Source organism: Peribacillus sp. FSL M8-0224 (assembly GCF_038003055.1).
GTDB lineage: Bacteria > Bacillota > Bacilli > Bacillales > DSM-1321 > Peribacillus > Peribacillus frigoritolerans.
Genome location: NZ_JBBOOJ010000001.1, coordinates 2,588,831 through 2,602,783 on the forward strand (window position 1 = coordinate 2,588,831; position 13,953 = coordinate 2,602,783).

At 38.8% G+C, this 13,953-nt stretch carries 16 protein-coding genes; 6 read left to right on the forward strand and 10 right to left on the reverse strand.

The window, feature by feature from the left end; all coding sequences use genetic code 11:
- Positions 1-50: 50 nt before the first annotated feature.
- Positions 51-2,183 (reverse strand): PAS domain S-box protein, encoded by a 2,133-nt coding sequence (locus tag MKX49_RS12390; protein WP_340876615.1) that lies wholly within the window; start codon positions 2,181-2,183, stop codon positions 51-53.
- A 372-nt stretch (positions 2,184-2,555) separates the two neighbouring features.
- Here MKX49_RS12390 and MKX49_RS12395 point away from each other — a divergent pair, with 372 nt between their 5' ends.
- On the forward strand, positions 2,556-3,470 hold the full coding sequence (locus tag MKX49_RS12395) for a YitT family protein (protein WP_226990376.1): 915 nt from the start codon (positions 2,556-2,558) through the stop codon (positions 3,468-3,470).
- Between the two features lie 83 nt (positions 3,471-3,553).
- Here MKX49_RS12395 and MKX49_RS12400 read toward each other — a convergent pair whose 3' ends face one another.
- The 4 genes from MKX49_RS12400 to MKX49_RS12415 form a co-directional block, all read right to left on the reverse strand.
- Entirely contained in the window at positions 3,554-3,748 is a 195-nt protein-coding gene (locus MKX49_RS12400) for a cold-shock protein (RefSeq protein ID WP_034307294.1), read from the reverse strand.
- An 853-nt stretch (positions 3,749-4,601) separates the two neighbouring features.
- The gene (locus MKX49_RS12405; protein ID WP_034307297.1) at positions 4,602-4,808 is read right to left on the reverse strand and encodes a cold-inducible protein YdjO-related protein; all 207 of its coding nucleotides are present in this window, start codon (positions 4,806-4,808) and stop codon (positions 4,602-4,604) included.
- Positions 4,809-4,932: 124 nt separating this feature from the next.
- Positions 4,933-7,059: a DNA helicase RecQ gene (recQ, locus tag MKX49_RS12410; protein ID WP_340878534.1), complete on the reverse strand. Its 2,127-nt coding sequence runs from the start codon at positions 7,057-7,059 to the stop codon at positions 4,933-4,935.
- Between the two features lie 378 nt (positions 7,060-7,437).
- Entirely contained in the window at positions 7,438-8,271 is an 834-nt protein-coding gene (locus tag MKX49_RS12415) for a 3D domain-containing protein (protein WP_072273075.1), read from the reverse strand.
- A gap of 257 nt (positions 8,272-8,528) precedes the next feature.
- Between MKX49_RS12415 and MKX49_RS12420 the strand changes: the two genes are divergently transcribed.
- From MKX49_RS12420 to cotJC, 3 genes are read left to right on the forward strand one after another with little or no spacing between them, the layout of a single operon-like run.
- Positions 8,529-8,762, forward strand: a complete 234-nt coding sequence (locus MKX49_RS12420) for a spore coat associated protein CotJA (RefSeq protein WP_048679115.1) — start codon at positions 8,529-8,531, stop codon at positions 8,760-8,762.
- Complete coding sequence (locus MKX49_RS12425) at positions 8,763-9,029, forward strand: spore coat protein CotJB (protein ID WP_034307303.1); 267 nt, start codon at positions 8,763-8,765, stop codon at positions 9,027-9,029.
- Between the two features lie 13 nt (positions 9,030-9,042).
- A complete protein-coding gene (gene cotJC, locus MKX49_RS12430; RefSeq protein WP_048679126.1) occupies positions 9,043-9,612 on the forward strand; it encodes a spore coat protein CotJC in 570 nt (189 codons plus the stop codon).
- Positions 9,613-9,657: 45 nt separating this feature from the next.
- Here the strand turns inward: cotJC and MKX49_RS12435 are convergent, their stop codons facing one another.
- The 3 genes from MKX49_RS12435 to MKX49_RS12445 form a co-directional block, all read right to left on the reverse strand.
- A complete protein-coding gene (locus MKX49_RS12435; RefSeq protein ID WP_048683447.1) occupies positions 9,658-10,530 on the reverse strand; it encodes a CvfB family protein in 873 nt (290 codons plus the stop codon).
- A gap of 121 nt (positions 10,531-10,651) precedes the next feature.
- Complete coding sequence (locus MKX49_RS12440) at positions 10,652-10,789, reverse strand: hypothetical protein (protein WP_340876616.1); 138 nt, start codon at positions 10,787-10,789, stop codon at positions 10,652-10,654.
- A gap of 22 nt (positions 10,790-10,811) precedes the next feature.
- Positions 10,812-11,171 (reverse strand): response regulator, encoded by a 360-nt coding sequence (locus MKX49_RS12445; protein WP_340876617.1) that lies wholly within the window; start codon positions 11,169-11,171, stop codon positions 10,812-10,814.
- A 135-nt stretch (positions 11,172-11,306) separates the two neighbouring features.
- Here MKX49_RS12445 and MKX49_RS12450 point away from each other — a divergent pair, with 135 nt between their 5' ends.
- The gene (locus MKX49_RS12450) at positions 11,307-12,497 is read left to right on the forward strand and encodes an alanyl-tRNA editing protein (protein WP_340876618.1); all 1,191 of its coding nucleotides are present in this window, start codon (positions 11,307-11,309) and stop codon (positions 12,495-12,497) included.
- A gap of 93 nt (positions 12,498-12,590) precedes the next feature.
- On the opposite strand, the gene MKX49_RS12455 is transcribed toward MKX49_RS12450, so the two are convergent.
- Both MKX49_RS12455 and MKX49_RS12460 read right to left on the reverse strand, forming a co-directional pair.
- Positions 12,591-13,004, reverse strand: coding sequence for a hypothetical protein (locus MKX49_RS12455; protein WP_340876619.1), 414 nt, complete (start codon positions 13,002-13,004; stop codon positions 12,591-12,593).
- 78 nt (positions 13,005-13,082) lie between these two features.
- Positions 13,083-13,274, reverse strand: coding sequence for a hypothetical protein (locus MKX49_RS12460; RefSeq protein WP_034307314.1), 192 nt, complete (start codon positions 13,272-13,274; stop codon positions 13,083-13,085).
- Between the two features lie 141 nt (positions 13,275-13,415).
- Between MKX49_RS12460 and MKX49_RS12465 the strand changes: the two genes are divergently transcribed.
- The gene (locus tag MKX49_RS12465) at positions 13,416-13,937 is read left to right on the forward strand and encodes a GNAT family N-acetyltransferase (protein WP_340876620.1); all 522 of its coding nucleotides are present in this window, start codon (positions 13,416-13,418) and stop codon (positions 13,935-13,937) included.
- Positions 13,938-13,953: the final 16 nt, after the last annotated feature.

Sequence of the window (13,953 nt, forward strand, 5' to 3'; positions counted from 1 at the left end):
TGCAGACATCTTATACAAAGTTGTTATTTTTTTCATAGCTTCCTATTAGGCTAAATAGGGAGCACAATATTAAAGACTGTACCTTTATTGACCTCGCTCTCGACAAAGACATTTCCGAAATGGCTTTCTATGATTTTAAAGCTGATCATTAAACCTAACCCATTACCAGATTTTTTCGTTGTGAAAAATGGTTCTCCCAGTCTCTTAAGCTGCTCTGGCGGAATCCCAATTCCTGTGTCGGTAATGGATATTTGCACTTTATCCTCTTTAATTTCAGTCATGACTTTTATGAACCCACCGTCAGGCATAGCTTCCATACCATTTTTAATGAAGTTCAATAAGACTTGTTTTAATCGATTCTCATCACAACGAACGAAGATCTCTTCGTCATTACAATCCGAAATCAGCGTGATGTTCTTCTTCCTGGCTTCAAACTCCGTCAAAGATACAACATTTTGAATGATTGGCACAAGATTCTTCATCTCCAAAATCAAGGCCTGTGGTTTGGCCAATTGTAGGAACTCTTCAACTATCTCATTCACACGATTGATTTCGTCCATGATTATTTCCAGATATTCTTGTTTATTTTCGTCCGTTTCATCCAATTGCAAAAATTCCGTATACCCTTTCATGGAGGTCAACGGATTGCGTATTTCATGTGCCACTCCAGCAGCAAGCTGACCGACAGCGGCTAATTTATCCTGCCGATGGAGCATCTCTTCCGATTGTTTACGCTCGGTTATGTCATATCTAATGGTTAAATACTGAAATGGTTTACCTTCTTCGCTGAAAAATGGAACAATTGTTGTGTCGACCCAATAAAAACTGCCATCTTTCGCCTTGTTTCTAATTTCACCTTTCCAAACTTTGCGTTCACGGACGGTCATCCACATTTTTTCAAAGAATTCCTTTGAGTGGTATCCAGAATTAACGATCTTATGGGTCTGGCCTATCAATTCACCTCTCCCATAACCAGAAACCTCCGAGAACTTTTCATTCACTTCGATAATGACTCCTTTATCATCGGTAATCGCCACAATCAAGGATTGGTTGATTGCATAATGCATATCTTCCAGTTCTTTAATTGACTCCTTTAAAGCACTTTCTGCTTTTTTACGACTGGAAATATCCGAACGGATGGAAATATATTGATATGGTTTACCCTTTTTCATAAAAGGAACGATAGTTGTATCCACCCAATATACATTACCATCTTTTGCCCGATTGCATATTTCACCATGCCATGTTTTCCCTTGGCTGATCGTTAGCCATAAGTCAGTGAAAAATTCTTTCGGATGATGACCAGAATTGATTATGGAATGATTTTTTCCTATTAGTTCATGTTTTTCATATTGAGATATTTCCAGGAATTTTTCGTTAACATATGTAATGATCCCATTTGCATCCGTGATGGCGACGATCGCCGATTGATCTAAAGCATAACGGATATCGCTTACAGTATTATCACTTTTTGCTAACCGCCGGCCCACGATCGTACTTGAAGCTATCAAGCTGGCAAGGATGAATAATGAAACGAAGCATGTAAGATAAAGCATAAATGGAGTGAGTGGAACAAATTCACCCGCTTCATTTTTCGCGTTCATCGGCAACACCCTTACAAAAAGATAATAGCCTTCAATGATTGCACCACTCATCAAAAGAGTACTGACTGGTTTTAGCGAAGATTGACTTAATTTATTAAAATGAAATAATATGGCAAGTGCTGCTACAAATAAAATAAAGATGCTGAAAAGCGTACTGAAGACCGATAATGGGTTAAAGTGCAAAGAGTGGTTTAATGAAGATGTTCCCATTATATAATTGGATAATATGGCCATCGTAAACATGAAACCGCAAAAAACGATTTGCAGGACTTGTGTTTTATACGAAATGGCCAATAACCCAACCCCTGCGAGAGCGATCGCTAATGCTAACGAAAAAATTATTGTAGAAAAGTTGTATGCTGCCATTCCTGAATTATCGAGGGTGAAAATAACAACAAAATTAAGCGTCCAAATCGCCACTCCCATAGAGCAGCTGCTCCCTATATACACAAGGCGTTTATATCTCTTTATCGTCAGTAATGTTGTCAGTAAATCCAACGCCGTATAACAAGCCATTATTATCAAAAGTACTGCAATCATAAAGAGAACAGGATTTGATGCTACAATTGATTGTTCCATTTTTTTACTGATCACCTCAAACGTTCTATTCTCCTATATTGTAAAGGAAATTCATAGTACCTCAAAGGTTTTTTATTTCCTTATTCCTATATATTTACACATCGATTCTTTCCGTGCACCCCATATCTCAAGAAAATGCAGGTTTCTTTCATAAATTCAATAAAATTAGAAATACTATTGTTTTGTATGGAGTAGAATAAGAATACATGGTAATGACAAGCATTAACAACCCTGTTTCTTCATTACAGGACGTTATCAATGATACCAATAATTATTCAGGAATATATGAACCAGAATGTTAATTTCTTTATTTAATTATACCTATAGGTTTATAATTAAATAGAACCTATATAGAGAGAAGGAGTGGGTGGCATGATTATGTCAGACCTGGCAGGTGCAAGTACAACAGAAATTATGCAAAAGAAGACCCAGCATAAAAAATTAACACTGAGACAAATTTTACAGAGAGGTCTATTAATTACAATCGGTGCGGTTTTGATGGCTGTCGGCCTCGAGATTTTTTTAGTGCCGAATAACGTAATCGACGGGGGCATAACGGGTATATCGATTATGTTATCTTACATCACTGGATGGAAGCTCGGAATCTTTCTTTTCATTTTGAATCTTCCTTTCTTTTTTATCGGTTATAAACAAATCGGCAAAACCTTCGCATTATCTACCCTTTATGGAATTTTAATCCTTTCCATAACCACTACATTGCTTCATCATGTACCAGCTTTCACTCAAGATATCCTCCTAGCGTCCGCTTTCGGCGGAATGATTCTTGGCATTGGTGTTGGAATGGTCATTCGATATGGCGGCTCTTTGGATGGTACAGAAATACTTGCTATACTCGCTAGCAAGAAGCTCCCTTTTTCCGTTGGGGAGATCGTCATGTTTTTTAATTTATTCATCCTTGGCAGTGCGGGCTTCGTATTCTCGTGGGATCGTGCCATGTATTCGATCATAGCTTACTTCGTGGCATATAAAACGATGGATATCGTCATCGCAGGTTTGGACGAATCCAAATTTGTCTGGATTATCAGTGATGAATTTAATGATATTGGTGATGCCATAATGAATCGCCTTGGACGGGGCGTAACCTTTTTAGCTGGTGAAGGTGCATATTCCGGTGATGATAAAAAAGTCATCTTTTGTGTAATAAACAGGCTTGAGGAAGCTAAACTTAAAGAGATAGTCAAAAGTTTCGATCCATCTGCATTTCTTGCTGTAGGGGATATCGCGGAAGTCCGAGGCGGTCGATTCAAGAAAAAAGATATCCACTAATCATTCATCTGCTTTTTGCTTCATCCAATTGGCAGAAAGATAAAAAAAGCTGAAGGGAATCCCCTTCAGCTTTTTTTATAGCCTTAATAGTTTCTTGGATTGTTAATTGCTTGAAGCATTCTGGTGCCGGGTTTCATCTCGCTGCTACATAACGGACAAACGTGTTCATCATTACTTGTAAAGTTATCGCGAATCCAACCTTTGCAATCTTCTGATGTACATTCCCACACCTTTGTTTCTTCAGGAATGATTTCTTCCGTATTATTTCTTCTATACATATATCTCACTCCTTAGAATTGAATTGACTCCGTCCTGCATAACAGATCACAAGCCATAAAGATAAAAGAAGAATAGATGGCGTTTAATCTAAATTGTGAGTAAATAACCATTCGCAAATCTAAGTATGATTATTGTTCTTTCAACCAAACTTTTTGAATGGTAAGAACTTGAGATTACGGCATGAATTTTTCATATCTCAGTTACCATTATATCATATATATCCTTTATATATTTGAGGAAAGATTCTAAAAAAGAAAGTATTCCCCAAAATGAAACACAGTCCCGGACTTACCCTTCAGATAATCGAGACTGTGCCTGTTTAAGAATCCATTCCATATGGTTCTTCCTGCTCGTTCGTTGAACATTTCAAATCGAAGCGAGCACGAGAGTAATTTTTAATGCCAAAACCTAAAACAATGAAAGCCCTGCCTCTCTCCCATCCATACGGTTCCTAGACCGTGCCTGCGAGAATCAGATAAAAGCTTGTAAGTACATGTTTATTAATTAAAACCGTCCGTAATTCCAATTGGGTAGATTAAATTCCAAAAGACAAATGGTACATAGAAGTAAGTTAATGAAGAACAGAAATGGATCGAGGAAAATACTTGGTGATAACATGTATTTCTTTTTTCTAAATATGTTTAACTTGTTTCTACTTCATCATGAAAATGATGAAAAATTATTTTATTAATAAAAATGTTACTTTAAATTACCCTCCAGTGCATTCTTTTCATAACACTGAAATTTAATAATATCATACATATCTTTATATGTAAAGCATTAATCCAAGATAAAAACACTCCGCCATCTTTCTTCTCAAAATAAAAATAAAGAGGCTATGATTCACCTCTTTTATTTAAACGCATTATACTCATTTTCAATTTTTGGGAGCTCCCTGATTTCTTCAACCAATTGACTTCCACACATTGGGCAATCATAGTTTTCCGAGGCAAAATCTTTTCTCATCCAACCATTGCAATCCGCTGATCCGCATGCATATACTATCGTATCTTCCATAACTATTTCTGGTTCCTCTGAATTCTTTTTACCAAAATACATGAGCAACCTCCTCTTTTTTATAAAGACTCTGATTAAAGGAGCGAAATTTCACCTTTTTATCATTCCTAGTATACGCATTAAACCAAATTCTTATTTATTCAATGAAGAAATTATCCAAAAAACCTTAACACCTTTTGTTTTCCAGCCCTGCTTTAACCAAGATCGCTTTGATCATAAAGTAGGAAATATGTTCGGGCAGAGCTTCTTTAAGTGGTTTCAATTTTTCTGAATCCAATTGTTTCGCAGTTTCCAAAACAAGATCGAACTCTTTATCCAAGAAAATCTCATCCCATTTAATATCCAAGTTTTCTTCTGCACACTTTAATAAATGATTTTCAATTGAAATGGAAGACAGCCCTCTCAATGCCCCTATTTCCTTGATTGATTTGCCTTCCTGATATAAGCGAAAGCTCTCTAAGTGAGATGGTTTAGTCGATCGCTTTACCGTTTCCTTTGTAATCATAGTATTCGTATCTAATTCAGGATGTGCCTGTACATACTTGGAAATACCTTGTAAGAATAGATTTCCGAAGCGTTCGAATTTCTGTATGCCTACCCCTTTGACTTCCAGGAATTCCTCTTCAGTGCTCGGCAGTTTGAGGGCCATATCTTTCAAAGATGCATCGGAAAAAATAATGAATGGAGGTACATTTTCCTTGCTTGCCAATTCTTTTCTTAACTGTCTTAGCTCTTCGAATAATCCATGATCTGCGCTGATGCTGCTTACTTTTTTTATTTCCTTACGCAGGACTTTTTTCTGTCCCAATAGCACTTCCCTGCCTGCATTGGTAACCTTGAGTACTGGAAACTGGCCGCCTGTCATTTCTATGTACTGTTTTGCTGTCAGGAAATCAATGAAATCACCAACATCCTTCGCAGTTTGATCATTGATGATACCATAGGTTGAAAGCTTCTGGAATCCGAACTCTTCAATTTTCTTATTGCGTGATCCCGTAAGCACTTGGGAAATCATCGTTTTACCGAATCGCTCACCCATTCGCAACATGCATGAAAGGACCATTTGTGCCTGTGTAGTTACATCAACTGAGTCACGTTTATCTGTACAATTTTCGCAATGACCGCAATCTTCAGGGTTTTCTTCTCCAAAGTATCGCAGAATGAATGCTTGCAAACACCCTTCGGTAAAACAATAATCCTTCATTCTGTTCAATTTCTTCAATTCCTGGGATTGCCACTCCTGAGAGGGATTTGATTGATCAATCAAGAAACGCTGTATCTGCATATCCTGAGGGGAATATAAGAGGATACATTCACTATCCAAACCATCCCTCCCTGCACGGCCCGCTTCCTGATAATAACTCTCCATGTTCTTTGGAGTTTGGTAATGGATGACGTATCTAACATTCGACTTATCGATTCCCATCCCGAAGGCAGATGTCGCTACCATCAAAGGAACGTCATCACGAATGAATTGATCCTGCTGTTCCGACCGTTCTTTTTCATTCATGCCAGCATGATATCTACCTGTTTTGAATCCGGCTTTAATAAGCTTGGCATACAAGGAATCGACTTCTTTCCTGGTGGCTGCATATATGATACCCGATTCATTTTTGTTTTTCTCCAAATAGCGCATTAAAAACCGTCCGCGATTTTCTTCTTTCACAACGGAAAAGAACAGGTTATCTCTAGAAAATCCCGTGGAAACTGTATGCTGTACAGATATTCCGAGCGACTGACATATATCATCGGTCACATGCGGTGTGGCAGTTGCCGTTAATGCCAGTACAGTCGGAGCAGATGGCATGTTTTTCAATAAGGTGTTGATTTTTAAGTAGCTTGGCCTGAAGTCATGACCCCATTGAGATATACAGTGAGCCTCATCAATGGCAACCAAAGAAATTTCCACATTAAATAGATCCTGTTGAAACGCAGGATTTTCCAAACGTTCAGGTGCCACATAAACCAGCTTATATCTACCGTGCTTAATATCATTCATTCTATTGGATGATTCTAACCCAGAAATGGAGCTATTAAGAAACGTGGCATCAATTCCATTTTGTTCGAGGGCATCTACTTGGTCTTTCATCAAGGAAATAAGTGGGGATATTACGAGTGTTACACCTGGTAACAGAAGGGCTGGAATTTGGTAACATATTGATTTACCTCCGCCAGTAGGCATGATTCCCGCTGTGTTTATTCCTCCTAAAACCTGTTCGATAATCTGTTCCTGACCTTTTCGGAATGACTCATAACCAAAGTATTCTTGTAAATAATCACGTGCTTTTTCCATCAATTTATTACTCCTCCTTTTTCTCTTGCAAGGATTTATAAGGATCTATTTCTTTCATTGTACCTGCTTTTCCCGTGAACCAAAAGGACTAAAAAAACAGACACATTATGTTTGTGTCTTCATTTTTTTAGGATATGTACAATTTGGACGTTGATTTTCCTCTCCAGGCACTCCGTTTTCCTTGGGCGGACCGCCCTCGGCGGCTTTGCGCCTGCGGGGTCTCCCCTGGACACGCTTTTCCCGCAGGAATCTCGCACACCCGCTCCAATCAACTTTGTTTTAACTTTTAGATAGAATCCTTTTGTCTACAAACTGAAAGCAGACACAATATAACTGTGTCTGCTTTTTCAATATATAAACATGTTTTGCATGGTTAAATTAATTCAGGATTTGCACTTTAACGTCTTTAACGCCCCAATTCACGGCATCCTGTTCGTTTGGAACAAATATGTCCACTCTATTCCCTTTGATGGCACTGCCTGTATCGGCTGCCGTTGCGTAGCCATAACCTTCAACATAAACCTTTGATCCTAGCGGAATGACTGATGGGTCCACAGCAATCACCTTTGCATCAGGATTAGCTTTCAAGTCCACTCCTGTTGCTGTTGTTCCGCTGCAGCCTTGACAATCAGCCGTATAGGCGGTTGCACTAACAGTAATCTCTTTTCCAGATTCTGCTTGATCTTGGGATTCATTGTTTGAATCTGCTGGTTCCGATTGTTCAACTGGTTCCGATTGTTCAACCGGCTTTGTTTGTTCTGCTGGCTTAGATTGTTCTGCTGGTTCGGATTGCTCTGCTTGTGCAGCTTGCTCTGATTTCTGTGCAGGCCCTACACTTGCAGCTTCGACTTTGTTAGCTGCCGGTTTAATGACAATTTCTTGACCAGGATGGATTGTATCTGAACTTAAACCGTTCCAAGATTTAATATCATTTACCCCTACATCATATTTGTGTGCAATTCCCGATAATGTGTCCCCTGACTTTACTTTATAATGCTCTTCTTGAGAAATATGTATGGTTTCTCCGGCATAAATCGCGTCTGAAGACAAATCGTTCCAAGACTTAATATCTTCTACTGATACTTTATATGTTTGAGATATCCCCCATAATGTGTCTCCATCTTTCACTTTGACATCTTCTGCTTGTACCGGAATTGTGAATGCACCGGATATAGCAGCCGCTGCCGCTAACGATAAGATTGATTTTTTCATATGTTGTTACCTCCTTGTGAGCTGCTTTATAAGCTATGAGTTAAATCTTAACATAGTTTTTTTCTATACAAAGAACAAACAGATAAAGAATAGATGACAAACATCACAGTAAGATAACGGGACTATAACAAGATTTTATAATATTCTGAAAAAACATCATTTTCCATATAACTCCCATTCCAGGCCAGAGCAGTCATATTATGCATTACCGAGGCATAAAAATTAAAGGCTATATCTTTACAAAGGAGGTATTTTTTGTGACTCGCGAAAAGACTTTTACCCTAGTTAAGTCATATAAACCTTTCCATAGTAAATTCGATCCGTGTCCGCCTATTGGGAGAAAGTATTACAGGACACCTCCTAATTTGTATATTAATTTTCAACCGCCCAATATGGAGCAGTTCACACCGGAAGAAGCTTTGAAATACGGTACACTTTGGAAATTCTTTTATGATTTTTATGATAATCCATATCGGGAAAGGGAGACGTAAATGAATAAGAAACTGGATGATGAATATTATCAGTTGCTTGAACAAATCCAGGCTGCCGATTTCGTACTTGTCGAGTTGACTCTTTATTTGGATACACATCCTAACGACCAGCAGGCTTTACAGCAATTCAATCAATTTCATGAATACTCCCAACAACTGAAATCGGTTTTTGAGCCTAAATATGGTCCATTATTGGGATTTGGAAACAGTCCAGGCGGTGAAAATAAATGGGAATGGGGCCAAGGCCCTTGGCCATGGCAGGTATAAGGAGAGATGAGCTATGTGGGTTTATGAAAAGAAGCTGCAATATCCAGTTAAAGTAAGAGACTGCAATCCTCGATTGGCTAAATATTTAATAGAACAATACGGTGGTGCTGATGGTGAGTTGGCTGCAGCACTCCGTTACTTAAATCAACGATATACAATTCCGGATAAAGTCATTGGCCTGCTTACGGATATCGGAACGGAAGAATTTGCCCATCTCGAAATGATCGCCACGATGATCTATAAGCTTACAAAAGATGCCACACCTCAGCAGATGGCAGCAGCCGGGCTAGGGGATCATTATGTCAATCATGATAGTGCCCTTTATTATCATGACGCAGCAGGGAATCCATGGACCGCCACTTATATCCAAGCAAAAGGAGATCCAATTGCAGATTTATATGAAGATATCGCTGCTGAAGAGAAGGCCAGAGCAACCTACCAGTGGTTAATTGACATCTCGGATGATCCTGATATCAATGATTCACTCAGGTTTTTACGCGAGAGGGAAATTGTCCATTCGATGAGGTTCAGGGAAGCTGTGGAGATTTTAAAAGAAGAAAAAGGTAAAAAGAAGTTCTTTTAATGAAATTCACAATAAAAAAGCAGCGGATAAAATCCGCTGCCTTTTTCATTTACGGTCTGAAGAATATGTCCATCCATCTTCCTGGTAAATCTTTTCTTCTTTCATCAGTTTGCCGAGAGCACGCTTGAACGCTCCCTTGCTCAAACCGAAGTGAAACTTGATATCATCAGGTGGTGTTTTGTCACCATAAGGCATTGCACCGCCGCGATTCATTAAATAAGTGAAAATGACATCAGCATCTTCCCCCATTAAATCTTGTTTAAAGGGGATTAAAGAAACGTTAAGCGTTCCATCTTCTTTACTATCAATGACGCGCCCTTCAACTAATTCACCAAGACGGGGCTCCTCCTTGCGTTCGCTTTCGTGAATGAAACAGCGGTACCCTTCTTCTGAAATAAAGAATGATCCAACCATAAGCAAACGATAGACATTTCCCTTAATACTGGTGTTGCGAATCCCTTTTAATGGAGCTGTTACTGCAATCTCCTGAATGACATCTTCGGTTGCAAGTTTACCAAACAGGCGATCATGACGATCTGTCTTCAGGGATACATATAGACGATCACCAACCTCAGGCCATAATCGATCTATATTCGGAAGGTCGTCCAGGGAAACAAGAATATCTTTCGAAAGACCGATGTCAACAAAAACACCAAGTTTCCTTTTCACATTGACAACTTCCGCCCAGCCATACTGATCAATCTGAATTTCGGGTATCTTCATTGTCGCTGTTAGCCTTGCTTGTTTGTCATGGTAGATGAACACAGTTACTTCATCGCCAATCTCAAGTTCCGTTCCTTCATTCATTTCATTATGATGAAGTAAGACATCTTCTGAACCATCCGTTAAAAACCATCCGAAATCAGCCTTACGTTCCACTTCTAACTCTACAGCCATGCCGGCCTGAATTTTTTGCATGAATAAAAATCCTCCTGTAACTTACCTTTACCTACAATTGTACCCAATTATTTATTTTTCCAACATATTTGAATTTATCATTTTTTTGATGTTCTGTATACCTATTACGGTTTTTTATTTTTTAACCCTTGTTTTCTCCATGAAATGCCTGCCGGATTAGTATCTGCCCTTGTTTACCGTTACTTAACAAGGTATGCATGATCACTTTGGATAATTGGCTCGGTTTATAAGGTTTAACTAAATAATCCTTAGCTCCCAAGGAAATCCCCTTCTCCCTTTCGTCAAGTGCAGTCGAAACAAAAACGGGACTCATTCAAATCAACGGATCCTTTTAATTCCCTCAGGATCGCCCAGCCGTCCATCTCCCCCTCTTCAAGAAGGATATCCAGCACAATGGCATCCGGAGGTGAGGATTTTAGCTTTTGAAAAGCCTTTCTACCACTTTTGAAATAGCTGACGTGGAAACCACTGTCCATCAATTCATATTTTAGCAGTTCCGCTAAGTTAATATCATCTTCAATGACCATAATTTCATGGGTCAGTTTTCTTGACTGTCCTTCATTGTTAAGCCCCACTTCTTTTAGAGTAACTCTAGGTAAGGATATGGTAAAGGTACTTCCATGTCCATAATTGGAAACCACCGTAACATCTCCGCCGTGATTTGTCATAAAGTTTTGCTTTTTTTCCCTGACTAATCTTCTAAAACCCGCGATTTTAAACTCTAGTATTTCGGTGATATAATTTAATGATCAACTGAAAGGAAAAAGAAATCATTCATGACAAAAAAATTGTATTACACGTCCACCAAGACTTCCCAATGGGATACCGAAATTCGGGAAACCATTGTAGAAAATGGCTTTTACTATATCACTCTTGAAGAAACCGCTTTTTATCCCGAAGGCGGCGGTCAGCCTGCAGATACGGGTAAAATAGAAGGAATCACCGTTCTTGACGTTATAAAAGACAATGATGGAAAGATTCTTCATAAGTTGGAGAGACGGCCAGATTCAGAGATCGTTCACTGTGAACTTGATTGGTCCCGCCGCTTCGATCATATGCAACAGCATAGCGGCCAGCATCTACTCTCTGCTGTCTGCAGGGAACTGTTTGACTCTAATACGGTCAGCTTTCACCTTGGAAAGGAATATTTAACGATCGATATAATGGCAGGATTTCAATGGACTGAGGTACATACGGCTGCTGCTGAAAAGCTAGTTAATCAATATATCATCGAGAATCGCGAAATACTTATCTATTACGTGACAAACGAGCAACTACAGACACTTCCTGTCGTCAAAATGCCTAAAGTGTCTGAAAATATCCGTATTGTTGAGATAGAAGGAATTGAATATAACCCTTGCGGTGGAACTCATGTAGGGCGTACCGGTGAGATTGGGTTAATAAAAATTTTCAAAGCGGAGAAGCAGAAGGAGCTTACCCGGCTCTACTTTAAGTGCGGCTTCAGGGCATTGAATGATTATTCCGAAAGTCTAGGAATTCTTTCTGCATTATCGACTAAATTCAATACCGGACGTACAGAAATCCTGAATAGGGTGGAGAAACTTGAAAATGACTATAAGCAGCTGCTATCGGCAAATGAAAACTTAAAACTTGAAAATGCAAATTTTCTTGCTGACTCCCTGCTTGCAGAAAATGGAGGGGGATTCATCTCTCATATTTTCGAAGATAGCTCAATGAAAGAACTGCTTTACCTTGCAGGTACGATTGTAAAAAAAGAAAAGGTTACCGTATTATTAGCATCACGTAAGGAGCAAAAGGTCATCCTCTCGGACAGCGGGGACAGCCCTTTTCATTGCGGACAATATTTTAAAGCGGAACTGGGCTCCTATAATGGAAAAGGCGGAGGGAACGAACGAACTGCACAAGCAGGCTTTGCGTCACAAAATGACTTAATTGCATTTTATCAATACTCAGTTGAAAAATTAGGTCAAAATCCTCGTGCATAAAACCGATCCGTAATGGATGGCATACGTGATGATCATAGGAATCATTACTTCTCAAAATTAGAAAAGAGAGGACAGATTACGTCCTCTCTATTTTTATTCTTCTATTTTCAATTTCCCTAACCCGTGTTCTTCAATATGAAGATGATATTTTTCCTCGAGCTCCATGATACGTTTAAACGCTTCCTCCTGATTGCATTCATGGTTTTCCGACTCCTCGGCGAACTCTTTCCTAGCCAAATGGTAGGCAAGCTTATCCCTGAACACTCCATCTTCATACTCATTTATGACTGTATGAAGTTGATCCTCCAATTCCCTGCTCAGATCATACATTTCGTAATCCTTTATAAACTGTACTCCTCCCATGCCGAAATCTTTCGCAAAGGAATTGATATACTGTTCCATTTCACTGAATTCTTTATTATCTTCAGTATCGGAAGCAACCCAATATCCGTACTGAACCATTTTGAATAATGTTTCATACTGTTTCTTGGTAAAATTGATTTTCATTGACGATACTCCTTTTCCGGTTTCCTTACAACAAAAAGAATAAACCGCAATGGAATAAAAGTCCAATGCGGTTCATTCTCAATCCAATATTTCTGTTACAGAAAAATATGCTGCTTTTTCCGTATCTACGACATAATGGCAATCGCCTTTAACTAAATTATAATAACGGTGCTTTTGAATATTTGAAATCATTTGAGTTGAATCATCGCCTTCAACCTCATGCTCTAGTTCTTTGCCGCCCGGAAAATAAAAACCAACTTTCAATTTCATCTTTCTCATCCTTCCCTTCATCTGGTTGATCACTCTTTTATTTCTTATCCTTTCTCAAGCAGTTATAAACATAAATAAAATGCTTATTCACTTTTTCCATGATATTCTAGGGGGAAATATGAAAATCTGAAGGTGTTTTTTATGAAGATAAGGAAAGCCATAGAAGAAGATGTAGATGGAATAGCAATTGTACATATAAACAGCTGGAAAACAACTTATAAAGGAATCCTTCCGGATCAATATTTGTCTTCCATGAATCTGGAGGCCAAAAAGAAAAACTGGCTAAGGAATTTAAAGATGCTGCATAATGCTACCTTTGTTGCGGAAAACGCCAATGGGGAAATCATCGGTTTCGCTGCCGGAGGACCAGAACAAACGAATGATCCGCATTTTCAAGGTGAAGTATATGCCATTTATTTTTTAAAAGAATATCAAAAACAGGGACTTGGCCGAAAAATGATAAAAGCGGTCATACATGAGCTTATAAAAATGGAACATAAGAATTTAATAATCTGGGCATTAAAGGATAATCCATCATGCGGTTTTTACAAAGCACTTGAAGGTCAAGTGATAGCTGAAAAAACCGTTAAAATGGCAGGCATCGAGCTTATCGAAGTCGGTTTTGGATGGGAAGATATTCAGGATATCCTTTTGCATCTGTGAGCATTTCACGAGGAGG